An 18,407-nucleotide genomic window follows, 5' to 3' on the forward strand; every position below is an offset into this window, starting at 1 on the left:
CCGGCGGGGCACCGGCCCCACCGGGTTATCGGGCCGGGCCCCGGCGGAACCCCCGCCGGGGCCGGGCCCGTTCTGCCGTGCTCGGTGCTCGGTGCTCGGTGCTCGGTGCTCGGTGCTCGGTGCTCGGTGCTCGGTGCTCGGCCGGGGCGCCGCGGCGGCCTCAGTGCGCAGGCCGCTTGACCGGTGTGCCCGCCGCCCGGTCGTAGAGGGCGCGGGCATGGTCGTCGAAGAGGGCAGCGGTCGACTCCGTGTCCGTGTCTCCGCCGCTGAGGACGCCGATCATCCGCCCGGGGCTGGACCGGTCCACGTAGTCGGCCAGCCAGGGGCTACCGCTCGTGCCGTCCCAGAAGCCCTGGCAGTCGATGCGGGCCATCCCGGGCGACTGGTCCTCTTCATGGCGGCTGTCCGTGGTGCAGATGATGGGGCGATTGGCCGGATTGTGCTCCGCGTTCGGATATCCGACAACGGTGACCCGGCGGCCCAGCTGTGACGACCAGTCGGGCCCCGCCGCGCCCACGACGTCCTGGACGTTGCGTCCCTTAGCGTCCGGCGCGAGCGTCAGAAAGGCGTAGTCGGCGGTCTCCTCCTCGTCCTCCAGCCAGCGGCTGTCGACGTGGACCGCGGTGACCGGCCAGGTGCCGTAGGGAGTCGTGCCCTTCCCCGCCCCGTGGAAGCCCGGCGCGAACGAGAACCCGGTCGCGTACGTCCCCGACGTGAAGACGCAGTGCGCCGCGGTGGCCACGACGTTGCCGTGCGGGCTGGCCACGACGCTCGCCGTGCACCAGTGCTCCTTGTCGTCCACCAGCACGCCGACCGACGGCAGCCCGCTGGACGGCGCGGCCAGGGACTGGGGTTCGGGCGGCTGGGCACGGGCACGGGCATGGGTCTCGGCCGCCGCCTGTGGCGGGACCACCGCGGCATGGGTCGGCGCCACACACGCGGCGGCCGCCGTCAGCGTGGTGAGGGCGGACCACAGCAGTGACCGCCGCCAGAGCCTGCGTCCCGTGTCATCGTGCATGCATCTCATCCTTGCTCACGAACCTGTCAAACGAATCCTGTTCGTCACACCGGCCCCACACCGGTCCGCAACGGGCCAGGCGCGCTACCTGTCCAGCCAGCCCCGTAAGGTCGCCTGGGCCCCGGCCTGAAAGCGCGTCTCCGCGCCCAGTGACTCCAGCAGACGGCTGATGCGCCTGCGGGCGGTGTGCACATGGACCCCCAGCCTGCGGGCGATCGCCTCGTCCTTCAGCCCCGCCGCGAGCAGGGACAGCAGCTCCTTCTGCGGCGGGGGCAGCGGACCGCCGGAGCGGCCCAGCGGGGTGGCGCGGTCCCATACCGTCTCGAACAGCGGCACCAGCGCATCGCGGAGCAGTGCGTCACCGATCACCAGCGCCGACGCCGTGGGCCCGGCCGACTCGCTCGGCGGCAGCAGGGTGATCCTCCGGTCGACGGCGATCAGCCCGGTCGGCACGGCGGGGGCGACCCGGGCCTTGAGGCCCCGCTCCACCAGCGAGGTCACCGACCGCATCCGCTCCGGCGCCGACAGGCCCTCACGGTCGAGGACCGTGCGTACCGTCACCCCGCGGTCCAGCACTCCTTCGATGTCCAGGCCGGACAGCCGGTCCAGGATGACCACCTCGTGCTCCGCCGAGGCGAGCAGCACCTCGGCCCGGTCCCCGATCTCCCGCCGCCCCGTGACCACCTCGATGCCGCTGCCCGGAAGGAGCCCGTCCGCGAGCTGGTCGGCGGCCATCCGTAATCGCTCCAGTTCGGCCGATTTCAGATGCAGTTCCGCCTGACGCCGGTGGATGAGCGTACGGATCGCGGAGGCCGGTGCCGCCGGACGGGGCAGTGCTCCGCAGGAGTGCGGCGGCAGTGCGAGACCGTGCTCGACGAGTCGGTCGAGAGCAGACTGCAGTTGGTCCCCTGACAGTTCCAGCAGCCGCGCCAACTCCTCGGTCTCGGTGACGCGTTCCTTGAGCAGGGCCTCGTATGTGCGCTCCTCGGCCGTTCCCAGGCCGAGGGTGCGCCATTCCGCCTCGATCATGCCCCGGATTCTCACTCCGCCTTCACGAGACACACAAGTGTGCATGTCCACTTGTCAACGCAGTTGGCTCATTGCCGCGTTGGCGTCCCACATGTTGCATGGCCATGACCACCTGAACCGGCTCTGACCAAGCACGTGGGAGGGGTACGTACTGTGCGCACGTTCAGCAGCAACCATGGGAGACCCGGATCCGGAGTGCCGAGGGGAGCGGGTCTCGCCGCTCTCCTGGCCGCGGCGGGACTCCTTGTCACCGCGGTCCCGGCGCAGGCGGTGGCCGCCTCGCCGCCCCAGGCGCCGCACACCGACGTCATTCCGGGGGACGACACGGCGACACCCGCCCTCGTCGACGGTCTGCGGGAAGCCGTGGACGCCAAGGCCGCACCGGCCGACGCGGCCATCGGGCATCTCGCCGCGAAGGAGAGCCGCTACCGCATCACCGAGCCCCGGCGCGACCTCGTTCCGCTGGGGACGCTCAAGCACGGCGCCGACGAAGTGGTGCGCCTCCAGCAGAAGCACCACGGAGTGCCGGTGCTCGGCGGCCAGTACGTCGTACGCATGGAGCACTCGGGCGGCAAGCGGGTCGTCACCGGTACCTCCGGCAAGTACTTCACGGGGCTGAAGGCCGACACCGAGCCGACGGTCGCCAAGGACGTGGCCCTGAACCGTGCGATCGGCGCCACCGCCCGGCAGCTCGGCGGCGGAAAGCTGACCAAGGCCGACGCCGTCCGCAAGGAGGGCGAGAAGTCCCAGAAGGCGCAGGCGCTCAGCGGCTCCATCGGGGGACTCGTCGTCATTCCGCGCGGCGAGGGCGTGCTCGCCTACCACGTGACCGTGCGGGGGACGAACCCCATGACCGGCGAGCCGGTCCTGCAGCAGGTCTACGTCGACGCGGGATCCGGCTATCCGGTGCTGCAGTACAGCGGGATCAGGACGCTGACCCCGGCGAAGGCCCCCACGGGCACGCCCGCCGACGCGGCGAAGGCCGCCGCGGCGGGCAAGGCGGCGAGCCGCTCGGTGAAGAGCGCCGCCGCCGACGACCCGGCGGTCCACCCGGGCACCACGGGCAGCGGTCTCCGGCTGAACGGCGCCAAGGTGCCGCTGGAGCTCTACCAGGACGCCGCCCGCGGTGAGTACGTCATGACCGACCACGCGCGGATGGCCGACAGCACCAAGAACACCCTCGGCACCTGGGACGCCTCCGGCCGCGACGTCAACGAGGTCGCGGGCACCTGGCCCACCGGCATCAAGGTGTTCGGCTCCCCGACCGCGGAGTTCGGCAAGCCCGCGACCGACGCCGGCGCCGTCGACGCGCACTGGGCGGCGGGCCAGGTCTACGACTACTACAAGAAGAACCACGGCCGTAACGGCCTGGACGCACGCGGCTCCACCGTCAACTCCCTCGTCGGCGTCACGCTGTTCGGCGGCTCGTACGTCAACGCCTTCTGGGACGGCCAGAAGATGGTGTACGGCTCCGGCGACGAGGAGTTCAAGCCGCTCGCGGCCGACCTCGACGTGGTCGGTCACGAGATGACGCACGGCGTCGTGGAGAACACCGCGAACCTCGTCTACGCGGGCCAGTCGGGTGCCCTCAACGAGGCCATCGCCGACTACATGGGCAACGCGATCGACGTCACCGCGGCCGGGCAGTCCATGGACGACCCGGACGCCGGTCTGATCGGCGAGGACCTGTGCCGCACCAAGTCGGCGCGCGACTGCGCCTTCCGGAACCTCGACGACGGCGCGACCACGTCCAAGAACTTCCTCGGCGTGACCTTCGGCACCGACAACGGCGGCGTCCACCTCAACTCCACCATCTTCTCCGGTGCGCTGTGGGACATCCGCCAGGACCTCGGCGGCGAAGTCGCCGACAAGATCGTCTACAAGGCGCTGTCCGAGTACATGACCCCGCTCGACGGCTTCACCGAGGGCCGCAACGCGGTGCTCGCCGCCGCGAAGGACCTGGGCCTGGCGTCGAAGCAGCTGAACGTCGTGAAGCGGTCGTTCAGCGCCCACGGCATCGTGCCCGGCTGGGAGGACGCCATCGGCGTCGACTCCGACAAGCTGCTCGGCAAGCTCAACATCAGCGGCACGGGCGTCCAGGCGGGCGGCGGCTGGTGGGCGGCCTCACAGTCCAACGACGACGGCTCCGAGCCGTACTCGGTCTGGGCCGGCCGCGCGGACGGCAAGGGCGCGCCCAAGCTGATCAGCCCGAACGACGGGCGCTTCCACGTCTACCCGGCGACGGACGGCAAGACCGTCGTGTGGGCCGCGTACGGCACCACCAGCCTGGACATCCTGTCCCGGCCGCTCGCGGGCGGCCCGATCAAGAAGCTGTACACCTCGTACAGCGACATCTCGGGGCTGAGGGTCGAGAACGGCGCGGTCGTCTTCGAGTCCTTCGGGATCTTCGGGGACCGTCACGTGGCCTATCTGCGCCCCGGTGACACCCGGCCCACCTACGTCGACAACGGCAGCTTCTTCATGGGCACCGCGCTGCCGTCCATCGCCAAGGGCAAGCTCGCCTACGCCAAGCTGTACCTGGAAGGCGGGGACTACAAGCTCGGCATCGAGGTCATGGACCTGAAGACCGGGGCCAAGAAGCTGACCGGGCAGCTGGGCGAGCCCCAGGGCATAGGCCAGACCGGCATCAACGGCACCCATGTCTTCTGGCTGACGGACGAGAACCCCGGTGACCAGGGCCAGATGGGCGTGCGCCGCGCGGACCTCGACGGAGGCAACGTCTTCGACATCAACCCCGAGGCCAAGCCGAAGGCGCTGATCGCCTTCGACCTGACGGTCTCCGACGAAGCCGTCACGGTCAGCAGCCAGCTGCCCGACAACCAGTACCGCAACGAGACCCTGTCCAAGCTGTGGCAGATGACCACGGACGGCAGCCGTCTGGAACGGGTCTCCTGCAACCGGGGCGAGCAGCTGTCCCCGGCGGCCCTCCCGGGCAAGCAGGTCGTGTGGCTCGACGGATCGACCGGCTGGACCGACCTGGTCACCCGGACCCGTCCGGCGGGTCTGTGCGGCTGATCTTCCGCAGTGACCGGGACCCCCGGTGCGGCCTCGCCGCGCCGGGGGTCCCCCGTCTGCGTGCCGTGACCGCCGCGGCGGCTCGACCGCCGGGCCGGCCGGGTCGGACCGGCGTGGACATGCAGACGGTCGAGAGCGACGCCCCGGCACGGGGCGGACGGGCTGGTCGGACAGGCGGACGGGACGGCGCGGGAGGTCCCGTTTCGGCCGTCGGCGCCTGCCTGCGAAATACTGGGTGAGCTGCGGCGATGGCCGCCGCAGCGGAGGACGAATCGATCGTCGGGGAAGCGCGTGAGGGGTGCTGACGTGCAGGGAAGCGGTACGGGGAGCGAGCGGGAGTCCGCGGGCAGCAGCGGTGTGGACCACGAGTTCGAGGAATTCCTCGCCCTGGAACGCGAGTTGGCCGTCTTTCTGCGCCGCGCCCGTGCGAACTCCGGCGAGATGGCCCGTGAGGTCCACCCCGAGCTGGAGCCGGCGGCCTACGGACTGCTGGTGCGTCTGGAGGAAGGCGGCCGGCAGCGCGCCACCGACCTCGCGGCCTACTTCGGCGTCGGCAAGGCGACCATGAGCCGCCAGCTGCGGGCGCTGGAACAGCTGGGCCTGGTGGCCCGTGAGCCCGATCCGGCCGACGGGCGGGCCTCGCTGGTACGGCTCACGGACGAGGGCCTCACCCGCTTCCGCAGCGTGCGCAACGCCCGGCGGCAGCGGTACGTACGGAAACTGGCCGACTGGGACCGCGGCGAGGTCGCCGAACTGGCCCGGCTGCTGCACCAGCTCAACGCCCGCGCCGAGGGCTGAGCGGCTCAGGGTCGCGCGTACACCGCGGTCGCGTCGTCGTGGGTCTTCCCGCGCCGGGCCCCCGGACGCGCTCCCTCGCGCGTCGCGTCCGCGTGCTCCAGGACCCGTACCCGCCCGATCAGTCCGTGCGGTCCCTCCTTGCCCAGCAGCTCCATCAGCTCCGGCCAGCCGCCCTGCCCGAACAGATCCGTCCAGCGGGAGGCCCCGTCGGTCAGCGCCGCCATCGCACTCACCGCGGAGCGCGGCGTACGGCCCGTCACGGCACGGCCCGCCACCTCGGGGTCGGCCGCCGCGGTGAAGAAGCCCCCCTCCCGGTTGCGCAGGGCGTCGGTCGCGCTCTGCGAGCGCAGCGTCTCCTCCGGGATCCGGTCCAGCCGGTCGTCGCGCACGGCGGACACCCGCCCCTCCGGCGACTCCAGCAGCAGGGTCGAGTCGGACAGCACGAGATGCTCCACCCAGTGCGCGTCCCAGCGGGCGACGACGACCGTCGCCTGCGGAGTGCGTACGTGAGAAAGGTCACAGGTGTCGCGATGGGTTTCGGCGGTGCGCCGGATGGACACCGAGAGGATCTCGGACAGGGGGATATCCCCTTGCGAACCGGACAGTTCGAGCAGGGCGCCGCCGAGTCGCGCGGTGAACCACGGAACGCCGTGCACACAGCCGTCGTCCCCGCGGGGCGGAGTCACCCCGTCCAGGACGACCAGGCATCCGCCCTGGCCCGGGGCCGGAGCGGCGACGCAAGCCCAGTCCTCGTTGGGGCGTTCGGGATCGCCGGGCTCGGAGGCGAGTGCGCAGTGCATGAACGCCAGTCTGCCCGAGGGTGCACGACACCTTCACCAAGTCCGCCAGAAGGTGCAACCGTCGGTAGCACCACTCCGACCAGGGGCTTTGGCTGAAATGATCAACTTGGGAAAGGTGCGGGCGCGCATCCTGCCAAAGCCGGGGCCGAAGGTCCACCCGACGCTCTGCGAGGCTCCTGGACGGGCCTGCTGACGAGTTGTTGACCAACTCCCGAGTGAGGTTCACTCGTTCGGGTGGCGGACCAGGCGATGCGCATCCCCCTCCCAAAAGCGCTGGAATGGTCGTAAGCCGTATCAGGGGTGGGGGGCGTCGTCGTGCAGTGACCGGCCGTCACCTCTGTCTCATGGGTGGACGAGTCGAGAATGCGAGCACCGGTGCAGAAGAAGCGGCCTCGGGGCACAGGCGCCATGCCCAGCACAGCGTCGTCGGAGCGGGACGCGACGGCTCCCGTGAGCCCTGCCGGGACCCCCTCGGACGTCACGGCGGCTCCCGCCGACCCCGCGGGGACCCTTTCGGTGGCGGCCGCCCCCGAGGGCTCCGCCGATGCCGGACTCGTCCCCAGCGGCCGTCCCGTCCGGGTGCGCCGCAGGCTCGTCGCCGGTGTCGCCGCAGTCTCCCTCACGGTCGTCGCGGCCGGCACCCCGGCCGTCCTCACGGCCTCCGCGGATCTGACGGATTCCCAGGCGCTCGTCACCCTCGCCGAGGTCAACCAGCAGGCCGTCACCCTCGCCCACTCGCTGGCCGACGAGCGGGACGAGGTCACCGCCTACATCGCGGCCGGCCGGGCGGACCAGAAGGGCGACAGGAAGAGCCGCCGGGTGATCTCCGGCAGCCGCGGCGCGCGCGTCGACCGCCAGATCGACGAGATCCGCGACGACGTCGCCACCGAACACGCCGCTCTGAGCCGTGTTCTCGGCACCGTGGCATCCGTGCGGCGCGCCGCCGTCACCGGCAAGGGCTCGGCCCTGGAAGCCCACAAGGCGTACACCGCCATCATCGAAGGGCTCCACGCCCTCGCCGGCGAACTCGCCGAGAAGACCCCGCCCCGTGCCGCCGAGGCCACCCGCGGGCCCGCGGCCCTGGGCCGCGCCGTCGAGCAGGCGTCCGCCGGCCGCGGACTGCTGGTCGCCGCGCTCTCCGTGCCCGTCCCCGAGGACGACGGCGCGTCCTCCGGTCCCGCCGGCGGGCAGAACGCCGACGACGGGGAAGACGGGGGCGACAAGGAGGGCAAGGCCGCGAAGGCCGCGCGGAACGCCCTGAGCAGCGCCGCCCAGCAGGCCAGGATCAGGGAGCTCGCCGCGCTCGCCGACTTCGACCAGTCCGCGAGCAGCGACGCACGGGGACGGCTCTCCGCCACCGTCACGGGCCCCGAGGTCAAGACCGCCGAGGTGTATCTCGCCCGCCTCACCGACCAGCCCGAGCTCTCGGAGAGCGACCTCGAGTCCGACCGTGCGAAGGTCGAGGCCTCGCTGTCGGCGCGGGTCGAGCAGATGCGGGGTGTCCAGTCCGCGCTCGCCTCCGCGCAGGTCGAGCGTCTGGAGCGGCTGCGCGATGACGACGTCACCGCCCTGGAGCTGCGGATCGCGCTGGCCGGCGGCTGTCTGCTGGTCGCCGTCGGCATCAGCGCGGCGGTCGCCCGCACGCTCACCCGCCCCCTCGCCGTGCTGCGTATCGGTGCCGCCCGCCTCGCCTCCTCTCCCGCGGCCGAGACCGAGGAGTCGATCCGCTTCACCGGCCGCAACGATGAGTTCGCCCAGGTCGTACGGTCCCTCAACACCCTCCACGGCAAGCTGGCCGACCTCGCGGCACGGGCCGTACGGCTGGACTCCTCCCACGGCGACCTGACCGCGGTCCGCGCCGAACTGACCGCCCAGCGCTCCGAACTCCAGGCCCGCACCGCCGAGGTGACCGAGGAGCTGGAGCGGCTGCGTGCCATGGTCGGCAACACCTTCGTCAATCTTTCCCTGCGTACGCTCGGCCTCGTCGAGCGGCAACTCGGCGTGATCGAGAAGCTGGAGGAGCGCGAGCAGGACCCGGAGCGTCTCGCCACCCTCTTCAAGCTCGACCACATGGCGACCGTCATGCGCCGCCACAGTGAGAACCTGCTGGTGCTGGCGGGTGCGGAGCACGGGCAGGGCCACCCGGGACCGGTGCCGCTGGTCGACGTCATGCGCGCGGCGGTGAGCGAGATCGAGCGGTACGAGCGCGTCGCCATCCAATCGCTGCCGCCGCATGCGCAGGTCGCCGGGTTCGCGGCGGACGACCTCAGCCATCTGATGGCCGAACTGCTCGAGAACGCCACGTCCTTCTCGCCGCCCGACGCCCAGGTCCAGCTCTCCGGCTGGCTGCTGGAGAGCGGAGAGGTGATGCTCTCCGTCCAGGACGAGGGCATCGGCATGGCCCCGGAGCGGCTCGAGGAACTCAACGCCCGGCTCGCGGCCCCGGAGCCCCGGGCCGACACCGCCGGGGACGGGGAAGGGCTCGGACTGCGCGTGGCCGCGCTGCTGGCCGGCCGCCATGGTGTGCGCGTCGAGCTGCGCGAGCAGAAGCAGGGCGGGATCACCGCGGTCGTCGTCCTCCCGCAGACGATGCTGCCGACCGTGCCGCCCACCGCGGCCCCCCAGACTGCCCCCGTACCGGGCGCCGCCCCCGCGCTGAACCTTCCGGGCTCCGTCGCCGAGGCCAACTCCAACGCCCTGCCGGGCCGTTCCGAAGTTCGCGACCCGATGGTCGTGGCTGCGGAACGGTCGCTCCGCGAGGCGGTGCGCGACACGGAGGAGACGGCTGCGGAACCGGCCACCACCGGGAGCGAGCCGCATTTCGCGGTGGACGCGGTGGACGCGGTGGGGGAGCCGGCACCGGATCCGACACCCGGGGCGACGATCCCGGAGCCCGCGGCGGACGCGGTGTACGGCGCCGGCCCGGACATCGCCGCGGAGCCCGACCCGGACCCCACACCAGAAGCGACGATCCCGGAGCCCGACCCGGACCCGGTGTACGGCGACGGCTCGGACATCACGGCGGAGCCGGACCCGGAGCCCGTGCCCGAGCCGGTGCCGTCCGCCGACCCGGATGCCGTGCCCGAGCCGCACTCCGCCGAGACCACCCTCCAGTTCCGCTTCCCGCACCCGCCGCCCGAGCCGGACGCCCATGAGCGGGCCGACGACGGCGCCGGACCCCACGAGGCGGCGGAGCCGGTCACGGACAAGGGTCTGCCCAAGCGCACACCCAAGGGCGTCCCGCACCCCGTCACGCGCGGGGGACCCGGAGGCTCGGTGGACGCGGACGAACTGCGGCGTCGTCTCGGCGGCTTCCATCAGGGAGCCAAGGACGGCCGCCGTGACGCGGAGGCGGAGCTCGCGGCAGCCGGCCGCCAGGGCACCACGGAACACCAGAACCACAGCGTGGAATCGGGGGGCACCGTCGAGGAGGAGGCACGAAGTTGACCGCGACCGGCACATTCGGGCTGAGCAGCGAAGCCCGCAACCTGCAATGGCTGTTGGGCAACCTCGTGGAGGAGGTGCCGGGAGTGCGATCCGTCGCCGTCGTCTCGTCCGACGGACTCCTCCTGCTGTCCTCCGACCCGGTGCACATGGCCGCGCCCAGCGCCCCGCGAAGCGCGGGTCCGCGCGGCTCCAGCGCGGACCTCGCCACCATCGTGTCCGGCATCGGCAGCCTCACCATCGGCGCCTCCCGGCTGATGGACGGCGGCGGGGTCAAACAGACCGTGGTCGCCATGGAGGAGGGCAGCGTCTTCGTCATGTCCGTGAGTGACGGCTCACTGCTCGGCGTGCACGCGTCCCCCGACTGCGACATGAGCGTCGTCGCGTACCACATGGCCATGTTCGTCGGCCGTGCCGGACACGTGCTCACCCCCGAACTCCGCAGCGAGCTGCGCAAGTCGATGGAGGGTCCCCAGTGATGTCCGCCGCAGGATCCGCTCCCCGGCTCCCCGTGCGCGGTGAGGGCAAACGGCCCGCCCGGGTCCGCCCGTACTCGCTCACCGGCGGCCGTACCCGCTTCGGCCATGTGCTGCTGGTCGAGACCTTCGTCGCCGTGCTCGACGGAGCCGGCGAACGTGTCCTTCCCCCCGGGACCACCGGACGCAGGGAGCTGACGAGCGGCAACCTCGCCACCCGCGTCATGCCCGAGGTGCGGGCCATCGTCGAGCTGTGCCGCCGGATGCGTACGGTCGCGGAGATCTCGGCCCTGCTGAAGATGCCGCTGGGTGTCGTCCGGGTCTTGCTCAGCGACCTCGCGGACCAGGGAAAGATCCGTGTGTACGGGACCGGGCACGGACCCGGACAGCCCGACCGCGCGCTGCTCGAAAGGGTGCTGAGTGGACTCCGCCGTCTCTGACCTCCTTGCCGTGGTGGAGGACGAGAACGTACAGCCCTGGCAGAACGACCGCAGCCGCGCGCCGATCGCCACCAAGATCGTCGTCGCGGGCGGTTTCGGCGTCGGGAAGACCACCTTCGTCGGGTCCGTCTCCGAGATCACGCCGCTGCAGACCGAGGCGCTGATGACCCGGGCCGGCGAGGAGATCGACGATCTCACCGCGACGCCCGACAAGGTCGGCACGACCGTGGCGATGGACTTCGGCCGGATCACCCTCGACGACGACCTGGTGCTGTACGTCTTCGGCACTCCGGGGCAAGAGCGGTTCTGGTTCATGTGGGACGACCTGGTGCGCGGCGCGATCGGGGCCATCGTGATGGCCGACACCCGGCGGTTGAAGGACTGCTTCCCGGCACTCGACTACTTCGAGAGCTGCGGGCTGCCGTATGTCGTGGCCGTCAACCACTTCGAAGGGACCCTGGCGTACGAGGCCGAGGACGTGCGGGAAGCCCTGAGCGTCCCGTCGCACGTCCCGGTCGTGGTCATGGACGCCCGCAAGCGGATCGTGGTGATCGAGTGCCTGCTCGCGCTGGTGCGCCATGCACTCGACTTCACGCCGGAATGAGGCCAACTCCCTCCCGAACCAGCCCCGACAGTCCTGACCACCCCCGAGCCACGCCCCGGATGACTCTCTTACGCTCCTTCGCCCCCGCCCTCCCGCCAGCCCCCGTACCCCTCCTGTCAGGTCCAGGTCCCCCAGCCCGCTCGTGAACGAAAGAGACGGCCATGCGGAAGATCCTCATAGTCGGCGCAGGTCAGTCCGGTCTCCAGCTCGCCCTCGGCCTGCAGGCTCGGAACTACGACGTCACGCTCATGTCCAACCGCACGGCGGAGGAGATCCGTTCGGGCCGGGTCATGTCCACCCAGTGCATGTTCGACACGGCCCTGAGGCACGAGCGCGACCTGCAGATCAACTTCTGGGAGGCACAGGCCCCGAAGATCGAGGGACTGGGCGTCTCCGTCGCGGGCCCGGAGTCCGCCGAATCCCCCGGCGGCCGGGAGAGGGTCATCGACTGGGTGGGCAAGCTCGACGGCTACGCCCAGTCCGTCGACCAGCGGGTGAAGATGGCCGGCTGGATGGAGACCTTCACCCAGCGTGGCGGCCGGCTGGTCATCCATGGCGTCGCCGTCTCCGACCTCGACTACCTCTCGCGTGCGTACGACCTCGTGCTGGTCTCCGCCGGCAAGGGCGAGTTGGTGTCCATGTTCGGCCGTGACGCCTCCCGCTCGCCGCACAGCGAGCCGCAGCGCGCCCTCGCCGTCTCCTATGTCCACGGCCTCGGACCGCGCCCCGAGCACCCCGACCACGAAGCGGTCCGCTGCAACCTCGTCCCGGGCGTCGGCGAACTCTTCGTGATGCCGACCCTCACGACCTCCGGTCGCGCCGACATCCTCTTCTGGGAGGGCGTCCCCGGCGGCCCGCTCGATGTCTTCCGGGGCGTCAAGGACCCGGCTGAGCACGTGGCGCTCACGCTGGAGCTGATGGAGACGTACACGCCGTGGGAGTACGCGCGTGCCACCAAGGTCGAGCTCACGGACGCGGGCGGCACTCTGGTCGGCCGGTACGCGCCGACCGTGCGCAACCCCGTCGGCCGGCTGCCCGGCGGCGGACTCGTCCTCGGCGTCGCCGACGTCGTCGTCGCCAACGACCCGATCACCGGCCAGGGCGCCAACTCGGCGTCCAAGTGTGCCGCCTCGTACCTCGCGTCGATCGTCGAGCGCGGGGACCAGCCCTTCGACGAGACGTGGATGCGGGCCACGTTCGACCGCTACTGGGACACCGCCCGGCACGTCACCAAGTGGACCAACGCGATGCTCGGCGTCCCGCCGGAGCACGTCCTCGACCTGATCGGCGCGGCGGGTGAACTCCCGCCCGTGGCAGACCGGTTCGCGAACGGCTTCGACGACCCGTCGGACTTCGAGGAGTACTTCTACGACCCGCAGAAGGCCGCCGCGTACCTCGGCTCAGTGGCGGGGCCCCAGGCCGCCGACCAGTGACGCGAAAGCCGTAGGTCCCGTCCGGACGCGCGTCCCGGCTCCGTCCCGTGTCCCTCCGGGACAGCGCCACCGCATGCGGGAGCGCTGTCCTGTCGCGGGCCCGTGCGGGTGCCGACCCGGCCCGACCGTCCTCAGGGCGCGGCGGTGTTCCTCTACCGTCCGCCCACCGGACGGTAGATGCACACCTGCGTGCCCGTGCCGCTGGTGACCGCGGAGACCAGCTCGAGCGTGCGCAGCGTTCCCTCCCCGGGGAAGATCGTCTTCCCGCCGCCGAGCAGTACCGGCATGACGACGAGCCGGAGCTCGTCGACCAGGCCCTCCTGAATGAGCGTGCGCACCAGTGTCGGGCTCCCCATCACCAGCAGGTCGCGCCCTTCCTTCTCGCGCAGCTCCCCGATCCTGGCGAGGGCCTCATCGCCGGGGATACGGCGGGTGTTGACCCAGGTCAGCCTGTCCTCGCTCAGTGTTGCGGACACGACGTACTTCGGGATGGCGTTCATCCGGTCGGCGAACGGGTCGCCTGCCCGCTCCGGCCAGGCCGCGGCCATCGTCTGCCAGGTGCGCCGCCCGAACAGCAGCGCGTCGGCGTGCGTCAGCGCTTCGTCGAAGGCACCGCCGACCACCTCGGGGTCGAAGAACGGGTGCGACCAGCCGCCGTGGGCGAAGCCTCCGTCGGTGTCCTCTCCGGGGCCGCCGGGTGCCTGCACCACGCCGTCCAGACTCATGAACTCACTGACCACGATGCGCACGGGACGTGCTCCTCTTCCTCGTTCCTGGGCGTACGGCAAAGGAGACCGCCGCGCCGAACGGAAATCATCGCGCCTTTCCCCGACAACGGCGGGTCATCGCGCGGGGACTCGCACCGGAAGCCGTCGCTCGCGGCGGGCGCTGCCCCCCCGCTCAGGCCCCGGCTGACGACCGACCGCGCCTGCCCGAGGGCGCCGAGGCGGATCCGTAGCCGCTGTCGGAGCCCATGGCCGCGCCCTCCGGAAGCCTCGGCGGGGTGTACGACAGGAGCGGCGGGCCCGCAGGGTCCGGGCGCACGGCTCCCAGGACCGGGTTCGAGGCGATCGGGGAGACCTTGACCCGGGTGCCGGGGCGGGGGGCCTGGACCACCAGGCCGTTGCCCAGGTAGATCGCCACATGCGTGGCCTTCGGGAAGTAGATCACCAGGTCGCCGGGGCGCAGTGAGCGCAGCGGGACCCTCGGGAGCCGCGCCCACTGTTCCTGGCTGGTGCGGGGGATGGGGCGGCCGGCGTCGGCCCACGCCCCGGAGGTGAGCCCGGAGCAGTCGAACCCGTCCGGCCCCTCCGCGCCCCAGACGTACGGCTTGCCGATCTGCCGGACGGCGTACTCCAGCGCCGCACCGCCCTGGCGCGACGGCATCCGGGAGCCACCCAGCAGACCCGCCTCCAGCAGTCTGCGCTGGGCCTCCTCGGCACCGGCCTGCTCCAGCCGCTCCAGCCGGGCGCGTTCGCCGGAGGTGAGGGAGTCGAGCAACGCCTGCACCGACCGCAGCCGGGCCTGGACCGTGTCGCGTTGTCTGCGCTGTGCGGCGGCGAGCGACCGCTGCACGGCGAGGGCCGTGCGGGAGCGGGCGGCCAGCTTGTCCGTGCGCAGCTCGCGGGCTTTCAGACGGGCGATCGTGGCGGCGTTGCCACGAGCCGCGCGCTCCATCAAGTGTCCCTGGTCCAGGGCCTGCTGGGGTGAGCGGGCGAGCAGCACCCGCAGATGCGCGGAGAGTTCGGAGCTCCCCTGGTACTGGCGGCGGGCCAGGCGACCGGCCTCGTCACGGCTGTGGTCCAGGGCGGTGCGAGCTCTGGCGAGCTCGCCGCCGAGCCGTCCGGTCTCGGCGCGCTGGGCCCGCAGTCGCTCCTCGGTCGCGTTGTACGCCTCGCCTGCCTCCTCGGTCTGCCGGTAGAGCTCCTGGAGCACGCCGAGCAGCCTGCGGACGGTCTCGGTCTCCCCCCGGCTCCGGACGGCCGTGCCGGCCGGAGCGGCGGCAGCGACCGTGCGGTCCGCGGTCGGCGCGTCACCCGGTTCGGCGGCCGCGGGCACCGCCGTCGCGAGTGCCGTCGCGGCCACCAGCGCGGTGGTGCAGATCGTACGCAGCAGTGTGTCTGCCACCTCATCACCTCCCGTTGGGCACGGGAGGGATGATGCTTGGACTGCCTGCCGTTGGGTGTGAGGCATGCCGGTGTGGCGCGCTGCCACCACCCGAGCCGGGTGGATCCGAGGGGGACACGGCGTGGCGGCTGGCCATGCTCCGGGACTCCAACGCCCCACCGTGCAGGGTGTTCGAGCCCGCCAGGCGTCAAGTCCTCTTGTCGTACGGGAAGATGATCTATGCGCAGTGTGAGGGCCGGGGAGTCACCGGCCTATCGGCAGGGCGTACAGGGTCCTGTCCCGCCAGACGACGGCCGTACCTCCGGAGACGATGCCGTGGTGACGGCCGGACGTGGCGTCCCCGTTCCCGGCAGTCCCGGCGGAGTGGAACGTCCAGAGCCGGCGGCCGTCCGCCACGGCGAACGCCGTCACCTGGGCATCCTCCAGGGCCAGCGCCAATCGGCCGTCCGCGGAGAGCAGCACCCGCGGCCGTCCGTCACCGCCGGCCTCCGTCGAACGGGACCACCGGACCTTGCCGGTCGATGTGTCCAGGGCGTGCAGCGCATGGTCCGCGGTGCCGATGTAGAGCGTGCTCTTGTCCACGAGCCCCTTGCCGAAAGCACTGCGGCGGCCACCCGGGGCACCGGGGCCGAGTGCCTGCCAGACGAGCTTGCCGGTGCGGGTGTCGAAGGCATGGAGGCCGCCCGCGACCGGCGCGTAGAGCCGGCCCGTCGCATCGCCCACCACGGTCGCGTCCGCGCGCACCCCCGCGAAGTACTTGCCCCACAGCTGCTTTCCGGTCGCCTTGTCGTGCAGCGCGAAGAGCGCGAGGCCCTTTCCCGCCTTGCGCTGCTGCGGGGTCAGCGAATCGCTGTTCTGCCGTACGAGGATGCCGTCGGGGCGCACGGCGACGGCCTGGTACTCGGGCGGGCCGTTGCGGGTGGCGCCGCTCGGGACCGGGCACCGCCACAGTTCCTTGCGGGCCGCGATGTCGTACGCGAAGAGAAAGGTCTGCGCGCCCGCCGTCCCGCTGAACCAGACGACCGGCCCCTCGACACCGGCCACCGCGGTGATGTGCGCCGGAGCGGCCGCACGGTGGCGGACCTCGCCGTCCTGCGGCGAGAGCCAGACGAACTGCGTCCTGCCGATGACGAACACCGTGTCACCCGCCACGACGGGCGTCTGCAGGGCCTGCGCGGCGGACTGCGTCCACAGGCGGCGGCCGCTGCGCAGATCGACCCCGGTGCACTGCCGTGCTTCGCCGAGCACCAGGACCCGGTCACGCCACACGGCGGCCTCGAGTGAAGCGTCGTCCGAGTGCTCGTACGCCCACAGGGGTGTGGGCGGCGCACCGGGGACGGACCGGGGCGACGGTTCCGGAGCCGCGCCGGACGCCGGACTCTCCCACCAGCCGCCGGCGGCGGCGTACCCGATCCCCCCGCCCAGCAGCAGGCCCACCGCCCCGGCGGCACCCGCGGCCACGACTGCCCGCCGGTCGGCCCGGGCCCGGGCGGCCACGACGGAGGCGGTGAAGCCGGACTTGGGCGCGGACTCATGCGGTTCGGCCGGCGCCGGAGCGAAAGCCGGGGCGAGGACCGGGAGGGCGGACGGGGCGGCGGCACCCGGAAGGGCGGCCGGGGCACCGGCCGCAGGCGCGGTGGGCGAGGCGGGAGGAAGGGCCGCGACCGCACCTGACCGCGCCTGCGGGACGCCGAACGGGGCGGAGAAGTGGTCCGCGGGCGGCCGGCCCGGGCGAGCCGGATCGGAGCCGGACGGCGCGCCGAACGCCCCCAGGGCGAGGGTCTTCCCGCCGCCGGTGTGCCCCCGGTCGCCCGCGGACCCCGGCGGGAGCGCCGCGGCGGCCGGCTCGAGGCCGGGCGCGGACGGACGGTCGTCACCCGGCGGCACGGGGCCGGTGAGGCGCGGGTCAGCGGGCATGAGTGTGTCCTGTCGGTGTATGGGGTGAGGGGGCGTCTCTGGCGTCGGGGCGGACGTGCCCGGGGCCGGCGCGCGGTGAACGACGGGCGCCACGGGGCCGGTACGACGCGGACCGTCCTGCTCGAGCGGCTGCACCGCGAGTCCCCTTCCCCCAGGTGGTGCGGTCGCCCGTGATCCTATTCGGCGCGCTTCGGCTTGGACCAGGGCCAGTTGATCGTCCGGCGCTCACGCCCACCGGGCGCGTACTCGTACTTCCAGCCGCGCGGCAGGCCCAGCCGTTTGGTGTGGCCGTAATGGACGCGGCGGTACGCGTACACGGTGGGCGGCCCGCCGGCGTCGTCCGGCACCGGCACCTCGTACCACAGCGGGGGGTTGCCGGTCGGTCCGACCAGGACGGGCAGGACCCGCCCGTCCAGGGGTCCTCCCACGAAGGGGGTGTTCTCGCTTCTCACGCCTCCAGTGTCACAGCAGACGCCCGGCGTCGCCCACGATGGGCAGCAGCCGCCGGCCGAGCGCTCCGACGGGGCCTTCGGGGCGCTCCAGGGCGACCAGCTTCCGCACGACCCCGGCGGTCTCCTCGTCGGAAGCCGCCGTCGCCGCCAGCAGGGCGAGCAGGTGGTCGACGAGCCACTCCCGCAGCTCGACGGCAGGCGGCCGCTTGTCCTCGTCCAGCCAGATCAGCGAGGCCGCCTCCACCGCCGCTATCCAGGTCCGCACCATCATCCGCACCTTCGGACCGGGACGGGGGAGCACTCCGAGATGGACCAGGATCTGCTCTGCGGCGGCGCGCCGTACCTCGTCCACGATCGCACTGGCGCGGGAGGTCGCGGCGACGCTGCCACCGCGCATCAGGGCACTGAATCCGGCGTCGTGCTCGTCGACGAAGTCGAGATAGCGGTCCAGGACCCGGGAAAGCCGTTCGGTGGGCGGGCCGGTGGGCGGCTCGGTGAAGCACAGCACGAGCGCGTCGGCCGAGCTGCGCAGCGCCGCCTCGTACAACTGCTGCTTGCCGCCCGGGAAGTAGCGGTAGACAAGCGGCCGGGACACCCCGGCGGTCTCGGCCACGTCATCGAGCGACACATCCTCGGGCGCCCGGTGTGCGAACAGGGTGAGGGCGGCCCGGAGCAACTGGCTGCGCCGCTCTTCCACGCTCAGGCGCCGGTAGGCGCGATTCTCCGCGGGAGCACTCGCATTCGTACTCGTACGCGCACTCGAGGTCATACGGGCAGCGTAACCGCCGTTCCCGGACCGTGGGGGGAGTCGCCGGGCCACCGCAGCGCGCAGG

At 72.3% G+C, this 18,407-nt stretch carries 15 protein-coding genes; 7 read left to right on the forward strand and 8 right to left on the reverse strand.

Annotated elements, in window-relative coordinates:
• Nucleotides 1-160: 160 nt before the first annotated feature.
• Both ACTWOL_RS25175 and ACTWOL_RS25180 read right to left on the reverse strand, forming a co-directional pair.
• Nucleotides 161-1,018, reverse strand: coding sequence for a trypsin-like serine peptidase (locus ACTWOL_RS25175; protein ID WP_474299053.1), 858 nt, complete (start codon nt 1,016-1,018; stop codon nt 161-163).
• 84 nt (nt 1,019-1,102) lie between these two features.
• Nucleotides 1,103-2,047: a hypothetical protein gene (locus ACTWOL_RS25180; protein WP_474299054.1), complete on the reverse strand. Its 945-nt coding sequence runs from the start codon at nt 2,045-2,047 to the stop codon at nt 1,103-1,105.
• Nucleotides 2,048-2,200: 153 nt separating this feature from the next.
• Here ACTWOL_RS25180 and ACTWOL_RS25185 point away from each other — a divergent pair, with 153 nt between their 5' ends.
• Both ACTWOL_RS25185 and ACTWOL_RS25190 read left to right on the forward strand, forming a co-directional pair.
• On the forward strand, nt 2,201-5,083 hold the full coding sequence (locus ACTWOL_RS25185; protein WP_474299055.1) for a M4 family metallopeptidase: 2,883 nt from the start codon (nt 2,201-2,203) through the stop codon (nt 5,081-5,083).
• 306 nt (nt 5,084-5,389) lie between these two features.
• Complete coding sequence (locus ACTWOL_RS25190) at nt 5,390-5,881, forward strand: MarR family winged helix-turn-helix transcriptional regulator (protein WP_474299056.1); 492 nt, start codon at nt 5,390-5,392, stop codon at nt 5,879-5,881.
• Nucleotides 5,882-5,886: 5 nt separating this feature from the next.
• Here the strand turns inward: ACTWOL_RS25190 and ACTWOL_RS25195 are convergent, their stop codons facing one another.
• Nucleotides 5,887-6,681: a hypothetical protein gene (locus tag ACTWOL_RS25195; protein ID WP_474299057.1), complete on the reverse strand. Its 795-nt coding sequence runs from the start codon at nt 6,679-6,681 to the stop codon at nt 5,887-5,889.
• Nucleotides 6,682-7,089: 408 nt separating this feature from the next.
• Here ACTWOL_RS25195 and ACTWOL_RS25200 point away from each other — a divergent pair, with 408 nt between their 5' ends.
• The 5 genes from ACTWOL_RS25200 (at nt 7,090) to ACTWOL_RS25220 (ending at nt 13,078) form a co-directional block, all read left to right on the forward strand.
• The gene (locus ACTWOL_RS25200) at nt 7,090-10,128 is read left to right on the forward strand and encodes a sensor histidine kinase (protein ID WP_474299058.1); all 3,039 of its coding nucleotides are present in this window, start codon (nt 7,090-7,092) and stop codon (nt 10,126-10,128) included.
• Nucleotides 10,125-10,604 (forward strand): roadblock/LC7 domain-containing protein, encoded by a 480-nt coding sequence (locus ACTWOL_RS25205; protein ID WP_474299059.1) that lies wholly within the window; start codon nt 10,125-10,127, stop codon nt 10,602-10,604. Before ACTWOL_RS25200 ends, ACTWOL_RS25205 begins: the two co-directional genes overlap by 4 nt.
• Nucleotides 10,604-11,041 (forward strand): DUF742 domain-containing protein, encoded by a 438-nt coding sequence (locus ACTWOL_RS25210; protein WP_474299060.1) that lies wholly within the window; start codon nt 10,604-10,606, stop codon nt 11,039-11,041. Before ACTWOL_RS25205 ends, ACTWOL_RS25210 begins: the two co-directional genes overlap by 1 nt.
• Nucleotides 11,042-11,054: 13 nt before the next feature.
• On the forward strand, nt 11,055-11,645 hold the full coding sequence (locus ACTWOL_RS25215) for a GTP-binding protein (protein ID WP_474301256.1): 591 nt from the start codon (nt 11,055-11,057) through the stop codon (nt 11,643-11,645).
• Nucleotides 11,646-11,806: 161 nt separating this feature from the next.
• Nucleotides 11,807-13,078, forward strand: coding sequence for a styrene monooxygenase/indole monooxygenase family protein (locus ACTWOL_RS25220; RefSeq protein ID WP_474299061.1), 1,272 nt, complete (start codon nt 11,807-11,809; stop codon nt 13,076-13,078).
• Nucleotides 13,079-13,230: 152 nt separating this feature from the next.
• Here the strand turns inward: ACTWOL_RS25220 and ACTWOL_RS25225 are convergent, their stop codons facing one another.
• The 5 genes from ACTWOL_RS25225 to ACTWOL_RS25245 form a co-directional block, all read right to left on the reverse strand.
• On the reverse strand, nt 13,231-13,827 hold the full coding sequence (locus tag ACTWOL_RS25225) for a dihydrofolate reductase family protein (protein WP_474299062.1): 597 nt from the start codon (nt 13,825-13,827) through the stop codon (nt 13,231-13,233).
• A gap of 151 nt (nt 13,828-13,978) precedes the next feature.
• Nucleotides 13,979-15,205, reverse strand: coding sequence for a C40 family peptidase (locus ACTWOL_RS25230; protein ID WP_474299063.1), 1,227 nt, complete (start codon nt 15,203-15,205; stop codon nt 13,979-13,981).
• Nucleotides 15,206-15,448: 243 nt separating this feature from the next.
• Nucleotides 15,449-17,122: an outer membrane protein assembly factor BamB family protein gene (locus ACTWOL_RS25235; RefSeq protein WP_474299064.1), complete on the reverse strand. Its 1,674-nt coding sequence runs from the start codon at nt 17,120-17,122 to the stop codon at nt 15,449-15,451.
• A 176-nt stretch (nt 17,123-17,298) separates the two neighbouring features.
• Nucleotides 17,299-17,574: a hypothetical protein gene (locus ACTWOL_RS25240; RefSeq protein ID WP_474299065.1), complete on the reverse strand. Its 276-nt coding sequence runs from the start codon at nt 17,572-17,574 to the stop codon at nt 17,299-17,301.
• A gap of 10 nt (nt 17,575-17,584) precedes the next feature.
• The gene (locus tag ACTWOL_RS25245) at nt 17,585-18,343 is read right to left on the reverse strand and encodes a TetR/AcrR family transcriptional regulator (protein ID WP_474299066.1); all 759 of its coding nucleotides are present in this window, start codon (nt 18,341-18,343) and stop codon (nt 17,585-17,587) included.
• Nucleotides 18,344-18,407: the final 64 nt, after the last annotated feature.

The organism is Micromonospora sp. IBHARD003, assembly GCF_056106285.1.

Coding starts and splice junctions, on each gene's coding strand:
- ACTWOL_RS25175 (WP_474299053.1), bottom strand. CDS start 1,018: ATGCACGATGACACGGGACGCAGGCTCTGGCGGCGGTCACTGCTGTGG.
- ACTWOL_RS25180 (WP_474299054.1), bottom strand. CDS start 2,047: ATGATCGAGGCGGAATGGCGCACCCTCGGCCTGGGAACGGCCGAGGAG.
- ACTWOL_RS25195 (WP_474299057.1), bottom strand. CDS start 6,681: ATGCACTGCGCACTCGCCTCCGAGCCCGGCGATCCCGAACGCCCCAAC.
- ACTWOL_RS25200 (WP_474299058.1), top strand. CDS start 7,090: ATGCCCAGCACAGCGTCGTCGGAGCGGGACGCGACGGCTCCCGTGAGC.
- ACTWOL_RS25210 (WP_474299060.1), top strand. CDS start 10,604: ATGTCCGCCGCAGGATCCGCTCCCCGGCTCCCCGTGCGCGGTGAGGGC.
- ACTWOL_RS25220 (WP_474299061.1), top strand. CDS start 11,807: ATGCGGAAGATCCTCATAGTCGGCGCAGGTCAGTCCGGTCTCCAGCTC.
- ACTWOL_RS25235 (WP_474299064.1), bottom strand. CDS start 17,122: ATGCCCGCTGACCCGCGCCTCACCGGCCCCGTGCCGCCGGGTGACGAC.
- ACTWOL_RS25245 (WP_474299066.1), bottom strand. CDS start 18,343: ATGACCTCGAGTGCGCGTACGAGTACGAATGCGAGTGCTCCCGCGGAG.